This is a genomic window from Salegentibacter maritimus (assembly GCF_016236915.1).
Taxonomy (GTDB): Bacteria; Bacteroidota; Bacteroidia; order Flavobacteriales; family Flavobacteriaceae; genus Salegentibacter; species Salegentibacter maritimus.
This window is the reverse complement of sequence record NZ_JAEHOK010000031.1, coordinates 1-23,538: the sequence shown is the minus strand read 5'-3', so window position 1 is coordinate 23,538 and position 23,538 is coordinate 1. Positions and strand designations below refer to the sequence as shown.

The 23,538-nt window shown below is 35.4% G+C and carries 19 protein-coding genes, 1 other RNA gene and 1 riboswitch; of the genes, 11 read left to right on the top strand and 9 right to left on the bottom strand.

From position 1 onward, the window contains the following. Positions 1-42: 42 nt before the first annotated feature. Complete coding sequence (gene acs / locus I6U49_RS15725; protein ID WP_198629546.1) at positions 43-1,950, bottom strand: acetate--CoA ligase; 1,908 nt, start codon at positions 1,948-1,950, stop codon at positions 43-45. Positions 1,951-2,418: 468 nt separating this feature from the next. Next, a riboswitch (cobalamin riboswitch) is annotated at positions 2,419-2,553 on the top strand. Positions 2,554-2,664: 111 nt separating this feature from the next. Here acs and I6U49_RS15720 point away from each other — a divergent pair. Then, entirely contained in the window at positions 2,665-3,639 is a 975-nt protein-coding gene (locus tag I6U49_RS15720) for a ribonucleotide-diphosphate reductase subunit beta (RefSeq protein ID WP_193710918.1), read from the top strand. A gap of 41 nt (positions 3,640-3,680) precedes the next feature. After that, entirely contained in the window at positions 3,681-5,357 is a 1,677-nt protein-coding gene (locus tag I6U49_RS15715; protein ID WP_198629545.1) for a ribonucleoside-diphosphate reductase subunit alpha, read from the top strand. 170 nt (positions 5,358-5,527) lie between these two features. On the opposite strand, the gene I6U49_RS15710 is transcribed toward I6U49_RS15715, so the two are convergent. After that, a complete protein-coding gene (locus I6U49_RS15710; RefSeq protein WP_198629544.1) occupies positions 5,528-6,373 on the bottom strand; it encodes a DUF2911 domain-containing protein in 846 nt (281 codons plus the stop codon). A 146-nt stretch (positions 6,374-6,519) separates the two neighbouring features. On the opposite strand from I6U49_RS15710, the gene I6U49_RS15705 reads away from it, so the two are divergent. From I6U49_RS15705 to I6U49_RS15695, 3 genes are read left to right on the top strand one after another with little or no spacing between them, the layout of a single operon-like run. Then, positions 6,520-7,029: an SRPBCC family protein gene (locus tag I6U49_RS15705; RefSeq protein ID WP_193710915.1), complete on the top strand. Its 510-nt coding sequence runs from the start codon at positions 6,520-6,522 to the stop codon at positions 7,027-7,029. A gap of 11 nt (positions 7,030-7,040) precedes the next feature. After that, a complete protein-coding gene (locus I6U49_RS15700) occupies positions 7,041-7,736 on the top strand; it encodes an SDR family NAD(P)-dependent oxidoreductase (protein ID WP_198629543.1) in 696 nt (231 codons plus the stop codon). Continuing rightward, positions 7,737-9,041 (top strand): cryptochrome/photolyase family protein, encoded by a 1,305-nt coding sequence (locus tag I6U49_RS15695; protein ID WP_198629542.1) that lies wholly within the window; start codon positions 7,737-7,739, stop codon positions 9,039-9,041. On the opposite strand, the gene kdsB is transcribed toward I6U49_RS15695, so the two are convergent. Together kdsB and I6U49_RS15685 are read right to left on the bottom strand one after the other, a co-directional pair. Next, a complete protein-coding gene (kdsB, locus tag I6U49_RS15690; RefSeq protein WP_198629541.1) occupies positions 9,038-9,781 on the bottom strand; it encodes a 3-deoxy-manno-octulosonate cytidylyltransferase in 744 nt (247 codons plus the stop codon). The genes I6U49_RS15695 and kdsB overlap by 4 nt on opposite strands. 66 nt (positions 9,782-9,847) lie before the next feature. Further along, a complete protein-coding gene (locus tag I6U49_RS15685; protein WP_198629540.1) occupies positions 9,848-11,284 on the bottom strand; it encodes an ATP-dependent DNA helicase in 1,437 nt (478 codons plus the stop codon). Positions 11,285-11,404: 120 nt separating this feature from the next. Here I6U49_RS15685 and I6U49_RS15680 point away from each other — a divergent pair, with 120 nt between their 5' ends. Genes I6U49_RS15680 through rsmD form a run of 3 tightly spaced genes read left to right on the top strand, consistent with a single transcriptional unit; the run spans position 11,405 to position 13,399 of the window. After that, complete coding sequence (locus I6U49_RS15680) at positions 11,405-12,055, top strand: hypothetical protein (protein WP_193710910.1); 651 nt, start codon at positions 11,405-11,407, stop codon at positions 12,053-12,055. After that, the gene (locus I6U49_RS15675) at positions 12,042-12,860 is read left to right on the top strand and encodes a DUF3822 family protein (RefSeq protein ID WP_198629539.1); all 819 of its coding nucleotides are present in this window, start codon (positions 12,042-12,044) and stop codon (positions 12,858-12,860) included. The genes I6U49_RS15680 and I6U49_RS15675 overlap by 14 nt, the downstream gene beginning before the upstream one ends. Then, the gene (rsmD, locus tag I6U49_RS15670) at positions 12,857-13,399 is read left to right on the top strand and encodes a 16S rRNA (guanine(966)-N(2))-methyltransferase RsmD (protein WP_198629538.1); all 543 of its coding nucleotides are present in this window, start codon (positions 12,857-12,859) and stop codon (positions 13,397-13,399) included. The genes I6U49_RS15675 and rsmD overlap by 4 nt, the downstream gene beginning before the upstream one ends. Before the next feature lie 428 nt (positions 13,400-13,827). Here the strand turns inward: rsmD and rnpB are convergent. Continuing rightward, positions 13,828-14,162: RNase P RNA component class A (gene rnpB, locus I6U49_RS15665), an RNA gene on the bottom strand. A 134-nt stretch (positions 14,163-14,296) separates the two neighbouring features. On the opposite strand from rnpB, the gene I6U49_RS15660 reads away from it, so the two are divergent. Then, positions 14,297-16,126, top strand: a complete 1,830-nt coding sequence (locus tag I6U49_RS15660) for a DNA polymerase III subunit gamma/tau (protein ID WP_198629537.1) — start codon at positions 14,297-14,299, stop codon at positions 16,124-16,126. Between the two features lie 2 nt (positions 16,127-16,128). Beyond that, complete coding sequence (gene miaE, locus I6U49_RS15655; RefSeq protein WP_198629536.1) at positions 16,129-16,710, top strand: tRNA-(ms[2]io[6]A)-hydroxylase; 582 nt, start codon at positions 16,129-16,131, stop codon at positions 16,708-16,710. Between the two features lie 160 nt (positions 16,711-16,870). Here the strand turns inward: miaE and I6U49_RS15650 are convergent, their stop codons facing one another. The 4 genes from I6U49_RS15650 to pdxH all read right to left on the bottom strand — a co-directional run bounded on the left by I6U49_RS15650 (position 16,871) and on the right by pdxH (position 21,097). Next, the gene (locus I6U49_RS15650; RefSeq protein WP_198629535.1) at positions 16,871-17,767 is read right to left on the bottom strand and encodes a Ppx/GppA phosphatase family protein; all 897 of its coding nucleotides are present in this window, start codon (positions 17,765-17,767) and stop codon (positions 16,871-16,873) included. A 78-nt stretch (positions 17,768-17,845) separates the two neighbouring features. Then, positions 17,846-19,951, bottom strand: coding sequence for a polyphosphate kinase 1 (gene ppk1, locus I6U49_RS15645; RefSeq protein ID WP_198629534.1), 2,106 nt, complete (start codon positions 19,949-19,951; stop codon positions 17,846-17,848). A gap of 3 nt (positions 19,952-19,954) precedes the next feature. Further along, on the bottom strand, positions 19,955-20,440 hold the full coding sequence (locus tag I6U49_RS15640) for a SixA phosphatase family protein (RefSeq protein WP_198629533.1): 486 nt from the start codon (positions 20,438-20,440) through the stop codon (positions 19,955-19,957). A 9-nt stretch (positions 20,441-20,449) separates the two neighbouring features. Beyond that, entirely contained in the window at positions 20,450-21,097 is a 648-nt protein-coding gene (gene pdxH / locus I6U49_RS15635; protein WP_198629532.1) for a pyridoxamine 5'-phosphate oxidase, read from the bottom strand. Positions 21,098-21,881: 784 nt separating this feature from the next. Here pdxH and I6U49_RS15630 point away from each other — a divergent pair. Further along, on the top strand, positions 21,882-23,538 hold a 1,657-nt coding region (locus I6U49_RS15630), incomplete at its 3' end, for a PKD domain-containing protein (RefSeq protein WP_198629531.1).

Here is a 23,538-nt window from a genome sequence, read left to right as displayed (position 1 = left end):
TTTTAGAAAACTATGAGGCCTTAAGTATAAAGCAGTATACTTTTAAAGTGCCTTTTTTATAATTTCATCTACAATTTCAGGGTTTAATAAGGTAGATGTATCGCCTAGGTTTTCGGTTTGTTTTGATGCGATTTTTCTTAAAATTCTACGCATAATTTTTCCACTACGTGTTTTTGGAAGTCCGGCAACAAATTGAATTTTTTCAGGTTTAGCAATAGGCCCTACCTTATCTTTAATTTGTTGGTGAATTTCATTTCTTAAATTGTCGTGATTTCTTGATTCCCCAACTTCTTTTAAAATCACAAATGCATAAAGTGCATTTCCTTTTACTTCATGAGGGAAGCCCACTACGGCAGATTCTGCCACTGCAGGGTGTTCATCTATAGCATCTTCAATTGGTGCTGTTCCTAAGTTGTGACCCGATACAATAATCACGTCATCTACCCGTCCTGTTATTCGGTAGTAACCTACCTCATCCCTAAGGGCTCCATCCCCGGTAAAATACATATTTTTAAAGGTAGAGAAGTAAGTTGTCTTATAACGCTCATGATCTCTCCAAACCGTTCTTGCCATAGACGGCCAGGGATATTTAATACACAAACGGCCATCTACCTGGTTTCCACTTAGCTCTTCCCCATTTTCATCCATAATAGCAGGTTGAATTCCAGGAAATGGTAATGTTGCATAAGTAGGTTTAACCGGAGTTACATACGGCAATGGCGAAATCATGATTCCTCCTGTTTCTGTTTGCCACCAGGTATCTACAATAGGACTTTTATTTTTTCCTACATTATCGTTATACCAATGCCAGGCCTCCTCGTTAATAGGCTCCCCAACTGTTCCCAATACTTTTAAGGAAGACAAATCGTGTTTTTCAACAAATTCTATATTTCGTTTAGCTAGCGATCTAATGGCTGTTGGAGCAGTATAGAACTGATTAACTTTGTGCTTCTCCACTACATCCCAAAATCTACCTGCGTCTGGATACGAAGGCACCCCTTCAAACATCACGGTAGTTGCACCATTGGCCAGAGGACCATATAATATATAAGAATGGCCGGTTATCCAACCAATATCAGCTGTACACCAGTATACATCTCCTTCTTTATATTGAAATACATTTTTAAAAGTATAAGCACTATAAACCATATAACCCGCAGTTGTATGCAACATTCCCTTAGGTTTTCCGGTAGAGCCCGAAGTATACAAAATAAACAATGGGTCTTCGGCATCCATAGTGGTTGCTTCACATTGGTCTGAAGCTTCATCTAACAAAGGCTGCAACCATTGGTCGCGTCCTTCTTTCATATTAATATCAGAATTTATACGTTTTGCAACCAAAACACTTTCTACTCCTGGGCATTCTTCCAGAGCTTTATCTACAATCCCTTTTAAGTCTATAGTCTTATTTCCGCGGTAAGAACCATCTGAGGTTATAAGCATTTTACAATCGGCATCATTTGTTCTGGTAGCCAGGGCTTTTGAAGAAAAGCCTGCAAAAACAACAGAGTGTATAGCTCCAATACGAGCACAAGCCAACATAGCTACTGCAAGTTCTGGAATCATAGGCAGGTAAATACAAACCCTATCGCCTTTTTCTATTCCTTTAGACTTTAAAACATTTGCAAATTTATTTACTTTTTTATGAAGTTCTTTATAAGAAATATGTTGAGCCTCCTCTTCGGTACCGTTTGGCTCCCAAATAATGGCGGTTCTATCTGCATTGGTAAAAAGGTAACGATCTATACAGTTCTCTGTAATATTAAGTTTTGCATTTTCAAACCACTTTACTTCAGGTTTATTAAAGTCCCAGCTTAATACATTGTCCCATTTTTTTCGCCAGGTGAAATGTTCTTCGGCAACTTCTTCCCAAAAATTTTCAGGCTCTCTAACCGATTTTCTATACACTTGAAAATACTCTTCTAAATTCTTAATATGATAATTACTCATAACTTAAATAAATATGTTGATGGTTACGTAGATTAATAATGAAAAATATAAAATATCTTTCCTGCAATTTATAAAAATCCAATAAAACTAAACATTCAAATGTTTGTTTAACATTCTTCCAGTTCAAGTTTTATTACAAGTTCAATAGAATGGATGATTTCTCCATAAAAGCAGAAAATTAATTGGCTAATTAAGCTTTTAGATTTAAAAATTATAAAAAAGATAGTTTTTAAATAGCTTTTTTATAATAACGACACCAGATAATAAGGATTACGAATCCCAAAATTTTAATAGTCAACAAATTACCTCTAAAGCCAACGAGACATGTTATGGATAGTCATTTTAAGTTTGGAAGTAAACTTGTGAATATTAAATCTCGATTATCGAGTAAATAAACTTGTGAAAAACTATGTTTATAACTCCGTAGTTTTTCTATAAAAGGGTCGCTTATTACTTATAACTTTACTTTTGTAAAATCATACCGGTGGTTATTGCCTTTTTCAATAAATAAGGGGAATCATGTGAAATTCATGAGCTGTTGCGCAACTGTAAAGTAGGTTCAACTACAAGCCAGATTACCTTTCCGACCGGGTTGACTTTTGCTTTCGCATAAAAAGTAAATGTCCAGGAAATTGTGTATTAATCACAAGTAAACTTCCCTTAAGACAACTATTACTTTTATGCTTTTGATTTAAAAACCAAAACAAAAGTGATATGAATATTTTTCAAAAGCGGGTGAATTACAAACCTTTCGAATATCCCGAGATTCTTCAGTTTACCGAAGCTATAAATAAATCATTTTGGGTACATTCTGAAGTAGACTTTACAGCCGATGTCCAGGATTTTCATTCGCATCTTAGTGAAAATGAAAAACAGGTTATTAAAAGAAGCCTTTTAGCTATTGCGCAAATTGAAGTAGCTGTAAAATCCTTTTGGGGAGACTTGTATCAACACCTACCAAAACCGGAGTTTAACGGCCTGGGAAGTACATTTGCCGAATGCGAATTTAGACATTCTGAAGCATATTCCCGCTTGCTTGAAGTACTTGGATATAATAATGAGTTTGAGAAATTAATTGAAACTCCTGTTATTAAAAAACGTGTAGCTTATCTCTCTGAAGCCTTAGCAAACACAAAATCTTCAGACGAAAAAAAGTATGTGTTTTCCCTTATTTTATTCTCCATTTTAATTGAAAATGTATCCCTTTTTAGTCAGTTTGCCATTATTCTTTCCTTTAGCAGGTTTAAAGGAGTGATGAAAAACGTGAGCAATATAATTGCATGGACCTCGGTAGATGAACAAATTCATGCCAATGCCGGAATTTACATTGTAAACCAAATTAAAAAAGAGTTCCCTGAATTCTTTAATGAAGAAACCAAAACCCAAATAAGGGAAATTATATCCCATTCTATGGAGGTAGAATCTGAGATTCTGGATTGGATCTTCGAGGATGGTTCTTTAGAACAGTGCAAAAAGGAAGACCTACTTAATTTTATGAAATACCGAGTAGACGATAGCCTTGAAAAAATAGGTTTAGAGAAGCTTTATTTCGTTTCAGAATATGATTATAAAGCGATGCTATGGTTTGAGGAGGAAGTTTTTGCCAACAGTTTGGACGATTTTTTTGCCAAACGCCCGGTAGATTATACCAAACACGATAAAAGTATTACCGCAGATGATCTTTTTTAAAGGTTTTCCACAAAAATAATTCAACTTAAAAATCCAGTAAAATGCCCGAAGCAATACTTAAAGAAACAAAACAGGAGCGCCTATGGTGGCTTAACGAAGAGAGCCAGCAAATATTAAATCGCGGTTATTTATTAAAAGGAGAAACCGCAAAATCGGCTATAGAACGCGTTGCAAATGCAGCTGCAAAAAGACTTTATAAGCCCGAACTGGCCGAAGCTTTTATAGAAATGATAGAACGCGGCTGGATGAGTTTAAGCTCACCCATTTGGGCAAATATGGGTACAGAGCGCGGATTACCTATTTCTTGCTTTAATGTATACGTACCAGATAATATTGAAGGGATTACCCATAAATTGGGCGAAGTAATTATGCAAACCAAAATTGGTGGCGGAACTTCCGGTTATTTCGGAGAATTAAGAGGAAGGGGAAGTGCAGTAACAGATAACGGCAAAAGTAGTGGTGCTACCAGTTTTATGAAGCTTTTCGACACAGCTATGGATACTATTTCACAGGGCGGTGTGCGTCGTGGAGCTTTTGCAGCTTATCTTGATATAGATCACCCCGATATTAAAGAGTTTTTAGAAATAAAAAATATAGGAAATCCTATTCAGAACCTATTCTACGGCGTTAGTGTTCCCGATTACTGGATGCAGGAAATGATAGACGGCGACAGGGATAAAAGAGAGATTTGGGCAAAAGTTTTGGAAAGTAGGCAGCAAAAAGGTTTGCCTTATATCTTCTTTAAAGACAATATTAACCGATTCAAACCAGAGGTGTATAAAGATAAAAATTACACCATCCATTCCAGCAACCTTTGTTCAGAAATTGCTTTGCCTTCTACCAAAGACGAGTCTTTTATTTGCTGCCTTTCTTCTATGAACCTGGAGCTTTACGACGAATGGAAAGATACCGAAGCTGTAAAATTAGCCATCTATTTCTTAGATGCTGTTTTACAGGAGTTCATTGCAAAAACTGAAGGAAACCATTACCTGGCATCGGCCAACAGGTTTGCCAAAAGACATAGGGCCCTGGGGCTTGGTGTAATGGGTTGGCATTCATACCTGCAAAAAAACAGAATTCCTTTTGAAGGTTTAAAAGCTAAAGGTTTAACCAATAATATTTTTAAAGATATTAGTGAAAAAGCAACCAAAGCGAGTAAGGAACTGGCAAATATCTATGGAGAACCGGAAGTTCTCAAAGACTATGGTTTAAGGAATACAACCCTTATGGCCATTGCGCCAACTACCTCTTCTTCTGCTATTTTAGGACAGGCATCACCTGGAATTGAACCTTTTAGCAGCAATTATTATAAAGCAGGTCTGGCCAAAGGAAATTTTATGCGGAAGAATAAATATTTAAAAAAATTACTTCAGGAAAAGGGATTGGATACCGAAGAAACCTGGCGTAGTATTATGCTAAATCACGGAAGTGTGCAACACTTAAAAGAGTTGAGTGACGAAGAACGTATGGTTTTTAAAACCTTTAAAGAGATAAGTCAGTTAGAGATTATTCAACAAGCTTCGGTTAGGCAAAAATTTATTGACCAGGCACAGAGTTTAAATTTAAATATCCCCTCAGACCTTCCGGTAAGAGAGGTAAATAAATTAATGATAGAAGCCTGGCAACTTGGTGTAAAAACCCTTTACTACCAGCGTAGCCAAAGTGTTTCTAAAGAATTTATAGCCAATATGGTAAATTGTGCCAGTTGTGAGGCTTAAATATCTATATAAAAAGGCTGTCTGAAAGTTTTTTGTGACGTCAAGCTGAACCTGCCGGTCCGTTCAGGCAGGCTTGTTCCAGCTTCTAACATTTTAGATCCTGAAATAAATTCAGGATGACGTTTTTAACAAGACTTCAAACAGCCTTTTTATTATTCTTAAAATTCAACTTACATAGCTCCCCACTCTTTCAGGGAATCTTTGTTCATTTTTACATAATCCTGGTTTCCTGCTTTTTCAGCTTCGGCTAGAGATTTTTTAGCTGCTGCAATTGCTTCTTCTTTTTTACCAAGATCGGCCGCAATAAGTGATTTTTTTCTTAGAATCCAAAAAGCATCAGGATTTCCTAATTCCAAAGATTTATTAATCCATTTATAAGCCTGCTCTAAATCTTTATTGCTATCGTGGTAATAGGTTGCCGCTGCAAAATAATCGTTAGCACCGGGACCATTCATTGTTTTTTCAATACTTGCCATGGTTTTTTCCTCGGTAGGCACTTTAAAGCTTAGGCTTGCTACTGTGTTTGCCCAAACAAAATTAAGTGTAGCCGAATCATTTTTAAGATCATCTATCATGATTGTAAAAGTTTCCATTTCAAATGGCAGTTCCATCACTTCAGCCATTGCTTTTAAGGCTACTTTATCCTTATCCCATTCTGCTGGATTTCCCCAGTTATTGGCATCGCTGTAAAACATTACTTCCCATTGGTCTTCCTTTGGAATTGTGTAAATCGCGTAAGTTCCCGCCTTTAATTCTTCTCCCTGGATAGTTATATTATCACTAAATGTTATTTTGGTATTTTCATTAGCTCCCGTACGCCATACTTTTCCGTAAGGCACTAAGTTTCCAAAAATCTCACGATCTCGCATACCGGGCCGCGAATATTCCAGGCTAACATCGGTAAGACCAACCTTTTGTTCAATTTTAGTAAACGGACTGGGCTGTGGTGCCTGTACCTGGGCTTGTGTTGCACTCATAATGCCTGCTGTACATAAAAATAGAAATAGTTTTTTCATTGTTTAGTTTGTTTTAGTTCAATCAAATATACCTAGAAAATGATTATAAATTAAGAAAAACAAAAACTTGATTTATACTTTGTTTAACTATAATAATTTTATTTTAAACAAAACAAGCTCTAATTTTACATTCAAATACTGCTAAAATGAAGATATACACCAAGAAATCGGTACAGAAGCTACCAATTAGTCTGGAAAAAGCCTGGGAATTCCTCTCAAGTCCCGGAAATTTAAAAACAATTACTCCAGATTATATGGGTTTTCATATTCTTTCGGGAGCCGACAGGCCTATGTTTCCCGGCCAAATTATTCAATATATAGTTACACCTATAGCAGGCATTAAAACCAAATGGGTTACTGAAATAACCCACGTTAAAGACAAAGAATACTTTGTAGACGAACAACGTTTTGGACCCTATGCACTTTGGCATCATAAGCATTTCCTAAAGAAAATACCCGGTGGTGTTGAAATGGAGGATATTATAGATTATAAATTACCTTTTGGGAAATTAGGTGAATTGGTACATCCAATACTAGTGGCTCCTAAATTGAAAGAAATTTTTGATTATAGAAGAGAGAAACTTACCGAGCTTTTTGGCGAATTTGATGAAGCAAATACCAAAAATGCTACCCTAAAGCAAGACATACTCAACTAAAAAATATAATTATGGAAAGGAATATTTTACTTATTGGCGGTTCAACTGGTATTGGACTTGAAATTGCCAATCAATTGGTTAAAGAAAATAATGTAATTGTTGCTTCAAGAAATAAAGGCGATTTAAAAAAGGAAATCAAACATTTAGAATTTGATGTTTTAGAAGATAACATTGAAGATCTGGAATTGCCTGATGAAATTCACGGACTGGTTTACTGTCCAGGCAGTATAAACCTGAAACCGTTTAAAATGCTAAAGCACAAAGATTTTGAGGAAGAAATAAACCTTAATTTTTTAGGTTTGGTAAAGGTAGTTCAGGCAGTAATGCCGAAACTAAAAAAGGCTGAAAATGCAAGTTTGGTATTTTTTAGTACCGTGGCGGTTAAGGTTGGAATGCCTTTTCATACAAGTGTAGCAGCTGCAAAAGGCGCGATTGAAGGTTTTGCAAAAGCCCTGGCAGCTGAATATGCACCTACGCTACGTGTAAATGTAATTGCACCCTCTTTAACCGATACCCCACTTGCTGGAAAACTATTATCCAACGATTCCAAAAAAGAAAAAATGAGTGAAAGACATCCGCTTAAAAGAATAGGGAATACTAAAGATATTGCTAATGCAGCCATCTTTTTACTAAGTGAGCAAAACAGCTGGATTACCGGGCAAATTATTGGCATAGACGGCGGACTTTCAACCTTAAATATTTCATAAATGAGCAAAGGAGTAAATGTATTTTGGTTTAGACGTGATTTAAGATTAGATGACAATGTTGGCTTTCTTGAGGCCCTGAAGTCTGGTAGACCGGTAGTACCAATTTTTATTTTTGACACAGAAATACTGGAAAGGTTACCCGAAGATGATGCCCGTGTTACCTTTATACACGAGCAACTCCAGCAAATGCGAAAAGAGCTTCAGGATAATTATAGCAGTTCAGTTGCTATGTATCACGGAGAACCAACGAAAATTTTTCAGCAACTAATTAAAGAATATCAAATTGAAAAAGTATTCACGAATCACGATTACGAACCTTACGCAACCAAAAGGGATAAGGAAATAGCCAATTTACTTTCTAAAAGTAATATTGAATTTCACACTTTTAAAGACCAGGTTATTTTTGAAAAAGATGAAGTTGTAAAGAAAGATGGAGATCCTTATGTGGTGTATACTCCTTATATGAAAGCATGGAAAGAGCTATTTAAGACACAGAACCTTAAAATTCATTATACCAGTCAGTACTTAGGTAATCTTATTCAAAACACCAGACTACCAAATTTAAGTTTAAGTGATATTGGTTTTAAAACATCCAAAATTAAAGTCCCGGAATATGATGTTACCCCAACGCTAATTCAGAAATACGAAAACACACGTAATATACCTGCTAAAGACAGTACTTCGCGCCTAGGCCCGCATTTGCGTTTTGGGACTGTTAGCCCAAGAAAAATGGTAAAAAAAGCCAATACCGAAAACAATAAAACCTTTCTTAACGAACTTATTTGGAGAGAGTTTTTTATGCAGGTATTATATCATAACCCCGATACTATTACCGAATCTTTTAAAAAGAAATACGACCGCATTAACTGGCGGAATAATAAGGAAGAATTTGAGAAATGGAAAGCGGGAAAAACAGGTTATCCACTCGTTGATGCCGGAATGCGCCAATTGAATAAAACCGGTTTTATGCATAATCGGGTTAGAATGTTGGTGGGAAGTTTTCTATGTAAACATTTGCTTATAGACTGGCGTTGGGGCGAAGCCTATTTTGCCGAAAAATTATTGGATTACGAAATGTCCTCTAATGTTGGTAACTGGCAATGGGTTGCCGGCAGTGGCGTTGACGCTGCTCCGTATTTCAGGATTTTTAACCCAACCACTCAAATAGATAAATTTGATAAAGATAAAAAGTATATCAAAGAATGGGTTGAAGAATTTGGCACCGATGATTACCCTGAAAAAATGGTAGATCATAAAGAAGCTCGCGAACGTGCTCTTGAGGTTTATAAAGAAGCAGTAAGCTAATTATTCAAAACTTGCTTTGCTTTTTCTAAATCTTCGGGTGTATCTATGCCTATAGTTTGCATTTGGGTTTCAACCATTTTAATGTTTTTTCCATATTCAAGAAATCGAATTGCTTCAATTTTTTCAGCAGATTCTAAAGAAAGCATAGGTAGGTTATAAAAATCTACAAGTGCCTGCTTTCTAAATGCATAAATTCCAATATGCTTAAAGTAAGTTACTGCTGCATTGGTATTTCTTGGGTATGGAATAGGAAATCTTGAAAAATACATCGCAAAATCATTCTTATTGGTAATAACCTTTACATTGTTCGGATTGGTTATCTCTTCACTTTCAGACAATGCACTTTTTAGAGAAGCTAAATCTATAGAAGAAGCATCATCTTCTCTAAAAACAAGCAAAAGTTTCTCCAAACTTTCTTTATCTATAAATGGCTCATCGCCCTGTACATTTACTACGATATCCACATCCATATCCTGTACCGCTTCTGCGATACGATCGCTACCGCATTCATGTTCCTTTTTACTTTTTATGGCCTTACCCCCATTCTTATTTATTTCAGCAAAAATTTCATCACTATCGGTAACCACATAGACTTCATCGAACAAACCTGTACTTTTAGCGGCTTCGTAAGTTCGGGTAATTACGGTTTTTCCATTTAAATCTTTTAAAAGTTTCCCCAGAAAACGAGATGCCTCGTAACGAGCAGGAATCATTGCGATTATTTTAAGCGAATTATTCATTGGGACTTATTAATATTTGGAGGTTAAATTTAGGTTTTAAAATTTAAATTAACGCAACTTAAAAAACTATTTGTTTACGAAAAAATCATCTTTAAAACCTATAAGATAGAGCTTATTGGTTGCCCTTGTTACGGCAGTGTACAACCATCTTAAATATTCTTTTCCAACACCTTCGGGCAAGTACGGTTGTTCTATAAAAACACTGTTCCATTGCCCACCCTGAGATTTATGGCAGGTCATCGCATAAGAAAATTTAATCTGTAAGGCATTAAAAAATTTATTGTTTTTAACCTTCATAAATTTCTTGTATTTGGAAGTTTCGTTTTCATAGTCTTTCATTACTTCCTGGTAAAGTTGGTTAGACTCTTCGTAAGAAAGTGAGGGGGTGTTGCTGGTTAATGTATCTAACATTACCACCGTCTCAAAAGGGTGCATATTAGGATAATCTACCATTTGTACCTGAACTTCGGCGAATCTAAAGCCATAAAGTTCTTTTATAGCAAAAATCTCAAGGACTTTTATAATATCGCCGTTTGCAATAAAACCGGCTTCAGAACTGGGTTTTATCCAAAAATAATTATTCTTTACTACCATTAAATAATCTCCGGCCGAAAGTTCTTCTTCCTGAAACAAAATTCGAGAGCGTATTTGTTGATTGTACAAATTGGCTCTTTTGTTAGATCTTACAATAAAACTTGTTTCTTCATTTCCCAGTTGATTATAGCACTCCTCAATTGCATTCATTATTTCATAACCGTCTTGCAATCTAACCACATCGGCTTTGGGGCCAAGATCAAACTGAAAGCTCTCATAAAATTCGTCTTGCAAGCTTTGTCTTATTTTTGTGGCGTTTAATAAAATATCGCTCTCTTCGGCCTGGCGAACTACTTCATCCAGCTCTATATGCTTTACTTCTTTGTTATAAGAAAATTGTAGTTTTTCGGGTTCCAGGGCGGGACTAATTTCCATTTTTACCGGGGGAAGCTGTGCGGTATCACCAATTAAAATAAGTTTACAATTTTGCCCCGAATAAACATATTGAATAAGATCGTCTAGTAAGCTTCCATTCTCCATTAATTTGGAGTTTGTGGGCGTATCAGAAATCATGGAAGCTTCATCTACAATAAAAATACTATTTTTATGCTTGTTGGGTTGTAGTACAAATTGCACTCCACTTCCTCCACTTTTTTTAGGAAAATAAATCTTTTTATGGATGGTAAAAGCTTCTTTTTTGGCATAATTAGAAATCACTTTAGCGGCTCTTCCCGTTGGTGCCAATAAAACCCCCGATTTTCTTATTTTCCAAAGATTCTTCACCAAAGTACTGATTATCGTTGTTTTACCGGTACCGGCATAGCCTTTTAAAACAAAAATCTCATCCTTATTTTTGTTTAAAACAAACTCAGATAATTGCTGCAATGCAATATCCTGGCCAGCTTTGGCCGTGAAGCCAAGATCGTTTAGTAAAAGCCTATAAAATTTAGAAGCATCAAAATTTTCCATAAAAAAATTATCAAAAATCAAAGGTAGGAATGGATTTTTACGGAAGAAACTTTTACGAATAAAAAAAAATTGTAGATTTGTCGTGAACACTAGTAATTTTTAAAACAAAATTTAGAACGCATGAGACTTGCAATTCAATTACTTCTTTGGGTAGTTATTATAGGATTAGCCTACCTTACATTTAATGCTGTTTACGAACCAATTCAGTTTAACAAAATTAAGGAAAAGCGTTACGCCAAAGTAGTTGAGAACTTAAAGGATATTCGTGATGCCGAACTAGCGCATAAAGAGGTTGTTGGAACTTTTGAAGCTGATTTTAACAAACTCGTAAAATTCCTTGATACTGCTGAATTTGCAATTACTCAACGTCGTGACACTACGGTTTTAGATGAAGAGTACAAAAGGCAATACGGTGTAGATGAGTACATAGAGAAAGTTATTGTAGATACACTTGGTTTTGTACCAGTAAAAGATTCTCTTTTTAAAGGAGATAGAGATCGTTATGTAAATATGATTAATGTACCAGTTGAAGGTGTAGATGCTAAATTTGAACTTGATGCAGGAAGTATTAAAAAAGGACAAACCGATATTCCTGTGTTTAGAGCTAGAGTTGCCAAAAGCGTTGTACTACAAGGTTTAGATAAAGAGTTAATTTTACAACAAAACCAGGTACAATCTGTAGACGATATAAACGGGCGTTACATAAACGTTGGTTCTCTAGAAGAGGTTAACACAAAAGGAAACTGGCCAACCCAATATGGCGACGAATAAAGATAAAGAAACATTAAATCTAGAAATGTCCATTCAGGTTAGCCTGGATGGACTTTCTTTTTGTACCCTAAATACTGTAGAGAAGGAAGTTGTTTTTTATAACAAAGTACGATTTCAGCAACAACTGGATCCTATAAAGCTTTTAGCGGAAATTGAAGAGATATTTGAAACCAATAAAAGCTTAGACGAAGTTAAGCAGGTAAAGCTTATTTTTGACAATGCACTCTATAGCCTAGTTCCTGCCAACCTATTTAAAGAAGAAAATGCTTCAGACTATCTGAAATTCAATACCAAAATTCTTAAAACCGATTTTATTTCACACGAAGAAATTGGGAATACAGGGATTGTAAATGTCTATATACCCTATACCAATATTATTAATTTCTTCTTTGAAAAGTTTGGTGAATTCGAATATCAGCACCTCAATACTATTTTAGTAGAAAACTTATTGAAGTTACCAAAAGTAGATAGGCCACAAATCTTTGCCCACGTTAAAAACAAGCAATTTGATTTGGTGGTGATAGAAAATGGTCAACTGTTGCTTTGCAATTCTTTTAGCTTTACCGAAAAGGAAGACTTTTTATACTACATACTTTTTACGGCAGAGCAACTTAATCTAAAGCCCGATGAAGTAAGGTTATATTTATTGGGTGCTATCAGTAAGGCTTCCCCATTATTTAAAATCGCATTTGAATACATTAAGTATGTTGAACTTTTAGAAATCAATTTCGACTTACAGAAAAATGAAAAACTTAAAGGCTTATACGAATTGGAAGAATATATTTTATTAAAATCATTTCTATGAGAATAATTTCAGGTACTTATAAAGGAAAAAGATTAATTGCTCCTAAAAAACTCCCCATTCGCCCTACTACCGATATGGCAAAGGAAGCCCTTTTTAACATCCTCAATAACAACTTTCAGTTTTCACAATTAAGTGTTCTGGATTTATTTGCCGGAAGCGGAAATATAACCTATGAATTTGCTTCACGTGGCTGTAAAGAAATCACCGCAGTAGATTTAAATTACGATTGTGTAAAATTCATAAAAAAAACAGCTCAGGAACTAGACTTTAGCATTACAACCATTAAAAGCGACGTCTTTAAGTTCCTTGAGAAAGCATATGTAAAAGCAGATATTATTTTTGCTGACCCTCCCTATGATTTCGATGAAGAAAAATTTCTCAAAATACCGCAAATTGTCTTTGAAAAAAATCTACTAAATCAGAACGGTCAATTAATAATTGAGCATTCAAAGCATACCGACCTCTCAAAATATCCTAATTTTAAGGAAGCAAGACGATATGGAGGTTCGGTATTTAGTTTCTTCGAAAACACAGTTTAATAGCATTATTCGTATCTTGAAGGAAAAAGCCTGAAAAAGGCTCATAAATAACAATCTGTAATGACGAAACGGATTAAGAAGATAGAACTTATTGATATTAATCTGGAATTTTACGAAGAGATAGTAATTTCTGAAGTAAAAGAAGATGTAATACTTGAAATAAAACACGTAAAACAAATGCTAAAAATATGCAATGAGGTATTTGGAGGAAAAAAGTATGTCTACATCTCTAATAGAAAAAACAATTACAATGTAATTCCCACCGTTTATTTTGAATTAAAAGATGTGAAACAATTATTAGGGATTGGTATTGTAAGTGAAAGCTATGAAGCATTAAAAATTGCTAATTTTGAAAAGCAATTTTCCCCGGTTCCTTACAATATTTTCTTTAGCATGAAAGAAGCCCATGCCTGGGCTAAAACATTATTAAAAAAAGCAGGTCTGTAATCCGGATTCTGTTCCTCCCGGCAAAACCGGGATTCCCCTTATCATTTATCTCAGGTTTTTGTTGCCAAAAACTTTTAGCTGCCTACCCTCCAACAGTAAGCGAGCAACTTACAAACATTGGTTTACATGGCATTGCACCGCATAGAGTTTACCTGATTTCACTACAGCATTATCTGTACATTCTTTCTGTTGCACTAGTCCGTATTTTATCTAAATTACTCCAAATAAAATAGGTGGGCGTTACCCACTATGCCGCTCTTTGGTGTCCGGAATTTCCTCCATCGAAAAAATCGTTGGCGATAAGGCGACCTGCTGTTTACAAAGGTAGTTTTTACAAAATAACCTAACTAAAAAAATGTTGATTTATTACTTACTAATTGTTTAAAAATATATGCATTTGCCTTAGAACTTATGTTGGCTATTTTTATATTTGTATTTCAATAAAATTCAATGGAACATTTTATAGTATCAGCTCGTAAGTACCGTCCGCAAACCTTTAAAGATGTGGTTGGGCAACAAGCCATTACCAATACCTTAAAAAACGCCATTGAACATAATCACCTGGCACAGGCACTTCTTTTTACAGGACCACGTGGTGTGGGTAAAACCACATGCGCCCGTATTCTGGCCAAGATGATTAATCATGATGGTACCCAAAGTCCCGATGAAGACTTTGCATTTAATATTTTTGAATTAGATGCCGCGTCTAATAACTCGGTAGACGATATCAGGAACTTAATAGATCAGGTAAGAATCCCTCCACAAGTAGGGAAATACAAGGTATATATTATAGATGAGGTGCACATGCTCTCCCAGTCGGCATTTAATGCCTTTTTAAAAACGCTGGAAGAACCACCACAGCACGCCATATTTATTTTAGCTACTACAGAAAAGCATAAAATAATACCTACCATACTTTCTCGATGCCAAATATTCGATTTTAAAAGAATTACGGTAAGTGATGCTAAAAACTATCTTGGCTATATAGCCCAACAAGAAGGCGTAAACGCAGAAGAAGATGCATTGAATATCATTGCGCAAAAAGCCGATGGTGCTATGCGGGATGCTCTTTCTATATACGACAGGGTGGTAAGCTTTAGTGGAAAAGAACTCACAAGACAGGCAGTAACCGAAAACCTTAATGTACTGGATTATGATACATACATTAAAGTTACCGAACTTATTTTAACAAATAATATCCCACAGCTCTTATTGAGTTATAATGATATTCTTTCCAGCGGATTTGATGGTCATCATTTTGTTAGTGGTCTTGCCTCACATTTTAGAGATCTTTTGGTTTGTAAAGATCAAAAGACCATTCAGCTTTTAGAAGTTGGGGAACAAACAAAAGCTCGCTATTTTGAACAGGCATCAAAAACTAATCATCAATTTTTGATTAGGGCAATAGAACTGGCAAATGAATGTGATTTAAAATATAAAACCAGTCAAAATCAGCGATTATTGGTAGAGTTAACGCTAATGCAGTTAGCTTCTATCACCTTTGGTGAAGAAAAAAAAAAGTTTGAACAGCCAATAATTGCGGCTTCAGAATTTGAGAAACAACCCGCAACACTTTCTTCAGAAGAAAAAAAAATTGTTAGGGATAATGAACACGGAGGAACTTCTGCTGAAGCCCCCACCGAAAGTCAGCTACCTTCAGAAGAAAATAAAACATCAAAAAGCAATTGTGTAGATGATAAGAAGGATACTTATCATTCAGAAGCAACAATAAGTCCTGAGCCTCCTAATAAAACAGCTCCACCAGTTTCAAGCCCACCTCCTGCCCCAAAACCGGAAATAGATGCTGAAGCTAAAAAGGAGAAAGTTTCGGGCCTTTCATTAAAAAGCATTAAGAAAAAACGGGAAATAGAGGCACGCCAACAAGAAGCAGCTCCAACTAAAGATGTGGTCCTTAATGGCGAGTTTACCGAAACCCAACTTCAGGCAAACTGGGATGACTATGTTAAACGTATAAAGAAGCAAGGATCTAAGATCTTAGCTTCTATTTTGGAAACCGATTTACCCAAACTTGAAGATAAGAATCGCATTGTGATAGAACTGCCCAATGAGACCATGAAAATAAATTTGGAGCGGGAACAGAATAAGCTAATGTCTTATCTAAAACAAAAGCTTAAAAATACTGAAATTAGGTTGGTAATTAATGTGAATGAGCAGTCTGCTAAAAAGTATGCCTTCACTCCTATTGAAAAATATAATAAATTAAAGGAAAAGAATCCTTTGTTGGAAAAACTTCGAAGTACATTCGATTTAGACGTATAGATATGCTAGGATTAAAACTTCCCACAGACCCACGTTGGGCAAATATAGCCGAAAAGAATATTGAGGAAATTCTTATAGATCATGCTTATTGTGAGCAAAAAGCCGCTTCAACTGCCATCTCACTCATTGTATCTTTCCCTGAATATACTGAATTGGTAGATGAAATGATTGCTTTATCCAGAGAGGAAATGGGTCATTTTAAAATGGTGCACGAACAATTATTAAAACGCGGATATGTTTTAGGAAGGGATAGAAAAGATGAATATGTAGTTAAATTATTAAGTTTTTTCCCAAAAGGAGGCAGCAGAACTACACAGTTAGTGCATAGGTTATTAATTGCAGGCTTAATTGAAGCCAGAAGTTGTGAACGTTTCAGATTATTATCGGAGGAGTTACAGGACAAAGAATTGGCTGATTTTTATCATAGATTAATGATAAGCGAAGCCAATCATTATACAATGTTCTTAAAGTTTGCCAGAAAATATGGGGAACGCAGTGAGGTAGACAAAAAGTGGAATGATTTACTTGATTTTGAAGCAAATATCATGAAAGACCTCGGTAAAGACAAAACTATTCACGGTTAATTGAAAAATAAAAAGAAGCTGTCTGAAAAGGTTTTAAAACCATCATCTTGAATTTATTTCAAAATATAACATGTTGATAATTAAAAACATATTAGAAACTGAAAACAAATTCAGCTTGACGAAAGTAGACTTTTCAGACAGCCTCTTAACTTTAAACTATCTACTTATTTTTTCCGTTATAAAGAGATTTAATAATTCCATCGGCCAGACCTATTTTGGGAACAAAAATATTATCGGCCCTGGCCCATCTCATAGAGCTTAAATAAATTTTAGAAGCCGGAATAATCACATCGGCACGATCGCTTTTTAAATTTAAATCCATAATCCTCTCCTCGTAACTTAAGGAGTTTAGCAAATCGCTATATTTTTTAAGGTAGGCTAAGCTTAGGGGTTTTCCTTCTTTTTTACCACTGGTTTTAAAAATATTATTAATGTTTCCACCAGAACCAATTAGATCTATCTTTTTATAAGGTTTAGTAGTTTCTCTCACCCATTTTTCCATCTCTTCCCAGGTCTTCTCTTCTACCAGGTCATTTAATAAACGAACGGTTCCAACTTTAAAAGATTTAGAGGCTACTGTTTTACCGCTACTATAAAGCGTATATTCGGTACTACCACCGCCAACATCTACATAAAGATAGTTGCAGTCGTTTTTAATAAGTTCGTGCAAATCTGTAGCTGCAATAATAGCAGCTTCATGGTTGCCGTCTATTATTTCAATTTCTACTCCTGTTTTTTCTTTTATTCTCTTAGCCACTTCTGCTCCATTAGTGGCCTCTCGCATAGCTGAAGTAGCGCAGGCTTTGTACTTTTTAATTCCGTGAGATTTCATTAAAAGTTTAAAAGCCTGCATTGTATCTACCATGCGCTCTATATTTTTTTCTGAAATCACACTTTTTTCAAATACGTCTTCCCCAAGCCTAATTGGCACCCTAACCAGGGAAGTTTTTCTAAAATCGGTTTCTTCTCTACCTTTTTGTTCTGTAATTGTTGAAACTAAAAGCCTAACGGCATTGGAACCTATATCTATTGCTGCGTAGTTTTCTTGTGTAATCACGAGTTATAATTTTCAATTTATACTCTATAACTGAGTATTTTAATGGTTTAAAATAAAATATTTTATAGCAGGCTAAGCCTAATTTTTCACCTTTTTCGGTAATTTATTTGAGTAGTAGTTATATAGTTCAAATTGTGATCGTAACTTCTTTTCACCACTATTTCTATAGGCATTATCCTGCTTTGAGGTAATCATTCTAGCTTTTACATTGTCGTTCCAACTAATGTCAAAAGTTTCTATGATTTCCTTTTTAATATCTTCATCATAAATTGGGCAGGAAATTTCAACACGGAGATCCAGGTTCCTTGTCATCCAATCTGCCGAAGAGATATAGACTTTAGGGTTTCCGCCATTCTCAAAGATAAATACCCGGGGATGTTCCAAAAACTTATCTACAATACTAATTACCTCAATATTTTCGCTTAATTTCTCTATACCGGGAATTAAACAACAAACCCCACGAACAATAAGCTTAATTTTCACCCCTGCCTGGCTTGCCTGGTATAGCTTGTCTATCATTGGGTAATCTGAGAGGCTATTCAATTTTAAAGCGATGCCCGATGGCTTGCCTTCCCTGGCATTCTCTATTTCCTTTTGAATTAAACTTACAAAAGCATTTCTACTATAATGTGGAGAAACTATTAAGTGTTTGTATTTATTTACTTTGTAATTAATCTCAAAAAAATCAAAAACCTTATTTACCTCTTTTAATATTTCAGAGTGTGCCGTAAATAAGGTATAATCGGTATAAATACGTGAAGTTGATTCGTTAAGGTTACCTGTACTTATAAAACCATATCGCTTTGTTTTACCTTCTTCTTCGCGCTCTATTACACAAGCTTTACTATGCACTTTTAGACCGGGTACCCCGAAAATTAATTGCACCCCTTCGGCCTGCATCTGTTCTGCATATCTAATATTAGCTACTTCATCAAAGCGTGCCCTCAATTCAATTTGAACAATTACTTTTTTTCCGTTTTTTACCGCATTAATCAAGGAGCTGGCAATATGAGATATTTTAGCCAGCCTATAAATTGTAATTTTTATGGTCTTCACCTTAGGATCCAATGCGGCTTCTCTTAAAAATTTAACGGTATAAGCAAAACTTTGGTAAGGCGTATATAGAAGAAAATCTTTTTTGGCAATGCTACCAAACAAGCTACTTTGCAAAATAAGCCCCGGAATAGCTAAGGGCTCTATAGGTTTATAAAGTAAATCTTCACGCCCAAGACTTGGAAAATTCATGTAATCACGGCGATTATGATAACGCCCTCCGGGAATAATACTATCGGTAGATTCAATTCCCATCTTATTCATTAAATAAGATAAAGTATCATCGGCAATATTCATATCGTACACAAATCTCACGGGCTCTCCTTTAATACGATCTTTTACACTACTGGAAATTTTCTCTATAAAACTCTTACTCAGGTCGCTATCAATATCCAGTTCGGCATCCCTGGTAATCTTAATCATATGTGCAGAAATACTTTCGTACTCAAAAATATTAAAAATGGTGCCCAAGTTGTATCTAATTAAATCATCGAGCAGAATGATATATTGTTTTCCATTTTTCTCCGGTAAAACTACAAAACGCTCAATGCTTCTTGGAATCTCTATAAGAACGTATTTCTTTTCGTTTTGAGTCTTATCTAATATTTTTGAAATACCTTTTTGAGGTTTTTCCTCTTTCATTACCATTTTAACCGCAAGATAAGCGGCACTATCTTTTAAACTGGGAAGCTCGTGTAGATCGTTAAGAATAATAGTTACCAGCGCCGGACTTACTTTTGATAGAAAAAAGTTTTTAATAAACTTTTGCTGGGAAACAGAAACCTGTTTCTCGTTAATAATATGAATATTATGATCCTTTAATTGATGCTGAATATCATGTAAAACCTTTAAACTTTTTGACTGATGCTCTATCACAATTTGAGTGATTTCCTCCAGAAGTTTACTGGCTTTAATACCCCCTAAAACACTCTTGCCTGCCTTTCCGGCCAAATCAATTCGTTTTACGGTTGCATATCTAACCTTGAAAAACTCATCAAGATTATTAGAAAATATCCCTAAAAACCGAAGGCGTTCAATGAGGGGTACGGTCTCATCCTCGGCTTCCTGTAATACACGCTCATTAAATTGTAGCCAACTAAGTTCTCTGTTTAGGTATTTTTTTTGCTGCATAAATTAGCGTAAATTTTTAGGGAATAATTGAAGTAAAGTTTTACCGGTTTTAAGATCGTGCCAATTTTCCACCTCGAAATCTATAACACAAAGCCCGGTGGTAGGTAAATTGTCTATAGGCTTATCTCCTAAACTGTTTACCAAACCAGTTAATGCAGGATTGTGAGCAAAAACCATTAGTTTCTCCACCTCATTTGAGCAGGACTTTATAACAAATAATAATTGGTCTTCATCAAAAGTATACAAGGCATCTTTTACCATAAATTCCCGATCGGGTATTTGAAGTTCCTCTTTAAAAAGCTTTGCTGTAGTATGTGCCCTAACTGCAGGGCTGGTCCATAACATAACATCTCCACTTTTAAATTCCTTAAAAACTTTTAGGACCAGGGCTGCATCATGATAAGCTCTTTTTTTAAGCGGCCTCTTTTCATCCGGCAAATTATTCTCCCAGGAGGATTTACCATGTCTTACTAAAATTAGTTGCTTCATAATAAAGGTTTAAGGCGACAGGCGGTTTCTTTCCCAGGTATTCTCTTCTAAAAACTCATATAATATTCTGTCGTGTAAACGGTCATTTCTGCCCTGCCAAAATTCAAAACTTCTAGGGCTTACAACATAACCTCCCCAATGTTGTGGCCGCTCCACCTCTTTATCCTTATACCGTTCTTCAACCTCTTTTAACTCTAACTCAAGTTGCTTTCTGGAAGTTAATACATCACTTTGTTTAGAAGCCCAGGCTCCTAATTGGCTTCCACGGGGTCTTGAGGCAAAATAAGAAGACGATTCTTCTTCTGAGGTTTTCATGGCAATACCTTTTATAATTACCTGCCGTTCTAATGCCGGCCAAAAAAATGAAAGGCAAACTCTTGGGTTCTCTTCTATATCCCTAGCTTTTTCTGAATTGTAATTGGTATAAAAACTAAAACCCTTTTCTCCAAAAGATTTTAATAATACAATTCTGGTTTTGGGAAATCCCTCAATCCCACAAGTGGCCAGGCTCATAGCATTTACTTCTGCTATGTCGGGATGAGCCTCAGCTTCATTAAACCAGGAAGTAAATAAGGCCAAAGGAAAAGACGGAATGTTCTCTTCTAAAAGTTCACCTTTTCCGTAGCTCTGTCGATAATTTTCAAGACTTTTTTGCATTGTATTTTGCTTTGCTGCAATTTACAAGATTTAGGCTGAAGCCGGAAAGTTTTTTAAATAAGATTACACTATATAAAGATGAAAAAATTGAACAAGCCAATTGGTCGCCTGCGAATTATATAGAAACAATTCATTTTTAGTATTTCCAGGTTAAGTTTCAGAAATTAATTCTCGATTATATAGCACATAAACTTGAAGCCTACATAAACTGAGAAATATTTTCAAAGTTTCATCTATATTTTAAAATATAAAAAACTAAACACCTCCTTTCACCAACAATAAAAAACCGTATTTCCGAAAATGAATCTAAGTAGATTTAAGGTAGCTTTTTTCAGTAAAAAAATTAAACCCAAAACTTACTTTTCAAAATAAATAGCTCTATTTTTCATCTACATACCTATCAACTTTTAAAATAGAATATAAATTAAAATCATATTTTCATAGCCCTGATTTCCCTTATTTTTCGTTTAAAATTTACCTTTTAACGAAAATATATAAGCTTATGTCTAAAAAAACCTACAAAACTTTCTAATGGGGATTTTTAGCATAATTTTACCTTAAGATTTAATATTTAACGATAGGTCACCCCCAACTTTCCTATAAGGTAATACCCCTAATTTTACCTAATATTAATCGATTTTTTTCATGAATATTTAACTGTTTTTCCCCAAAAAACAAATCACAATGGCTTAATAACCTAGTGATATAACCCAATTTATACGCGTAGTTTCTTATTAAAGAATCTACAAAAGAATTATAACATTTAATTCTAAACATTTTTAATATGATTTGGAAAAATACTTTTAAAATGAACATTAGCACTAATCTAAAAAACAGCTTCTTTTTAGCATCTCTTCTATTTTTGTTGATGGCTTTCTCGGAAGTTAGTGCACAGTGTAATAGTAACAATGTAACTGTTACCAATTTCTACTTTGGTGATGCGAATGGAGATCCCATAGCATCAAACGATAACAACCAAATAGGAGACCCCGTAAATGGATTTATATATGCTGATTTTGGTGGATCTTCGGGTAACGGATATTCATTATATGTAGAGTATGATGTATACATCAATGACGTATTTAAAGAGAAGGTAATCTTATGTCTTTTTGATGGTCAACAGATACCAAGGGGTACAACCGCTGTTATTGATGATTACCAGTGGAATTGGGGCGATAAATTTGAGTTAAGAAACTTTTACATGAATTGGAATACGAATTCCAATGGTACTTGTGAGAAAAAAGATAGAAACTCTCAATGTTACAGTAATCCTAATGGATTTATAGTTAGAACCCCTCTTATTGCAAACTTTGATTATACCACAAGCTGTGAAAACTTTATTGTAGATTTTACAAACCTAACAACCGGTGGCGATAACACGGCCTATACATACACCTGGGATTTTGATCAACTAGGATCCAGCAATGCAAGTGATCCTAGCTTCAACTTTAATCAGGCCGGTCAATACCAGGTGAGTCTTCAGGTTAGTGACGGGACTTCCAGTAGCTCGATTACCAAGTCTATGGTTATTAACGATCAAATACAGGTATCTATCTCAAAGCAAGACCTGAATTGCAACGAAGAAAATACAGGGTCAATTAACATTACTCCTAGTGGAGGCTCAGGAAGTTATACTTATTCCTGGACAGGACCTAATTTTAGCTCATCCAGTCAAAATATTTCAGGTTTAAATGAAGGCAGTTATGAAGTGACCATCACAGATAATAGCAACAACTCCTGTTCTATAACCGAGATAATAACTTTAAGCAAACCTGAGACTCCGGCTCAGCCACAGGCAAGTATTTCGCAACAACCAGGTTGTGAAGATACCACCGGGACTATTTCGGTAACCACGGTACAGGGAATTACTTATACTCTTTTAGATGAAAACCAAAACCCAGTAAGCAATTCGATTGCAAATGGTGAATTCAGCGGATTAGGTGCAGGTACTTATTTTGTACAGGCAGACAATGGTGATTGTGAGTCAGTTTCTGAAGAACTTGTAATCATAGAAAATTTAGGAACTCCGGCGCAACCGCAAGCAAGTATTGCGCAGCAACCAAGTTGTGAAGATACTACCGGGACCATTTCGGTAACTACGGTACAGGGAATTACCTATAGCCTTTTAGATGAAAATCAAAACCCGGTAAGCAATTCGATTGCAAATGGTGAATTCAGCGGATTAGGTGCTGGTACTTATTTTGTACAGGCAAACAATGGCGATTGTGAGTCAGTTTCTGAAGAACTTATAATCATAGAAAATTTAGGAACTCCTAATCAACCACAAGCAAGTATTTCACAACAACCAACGTGTGAGGATACCACCGGGACTATTTCGGTAACTATGGTACAGGGAATTACTTATACTCTTTTAGATGAAAACCAAAACCCGGTAAGCAATTCGATTGCAAACGGTGAATTCAGCGGATTAAACGCAGGTA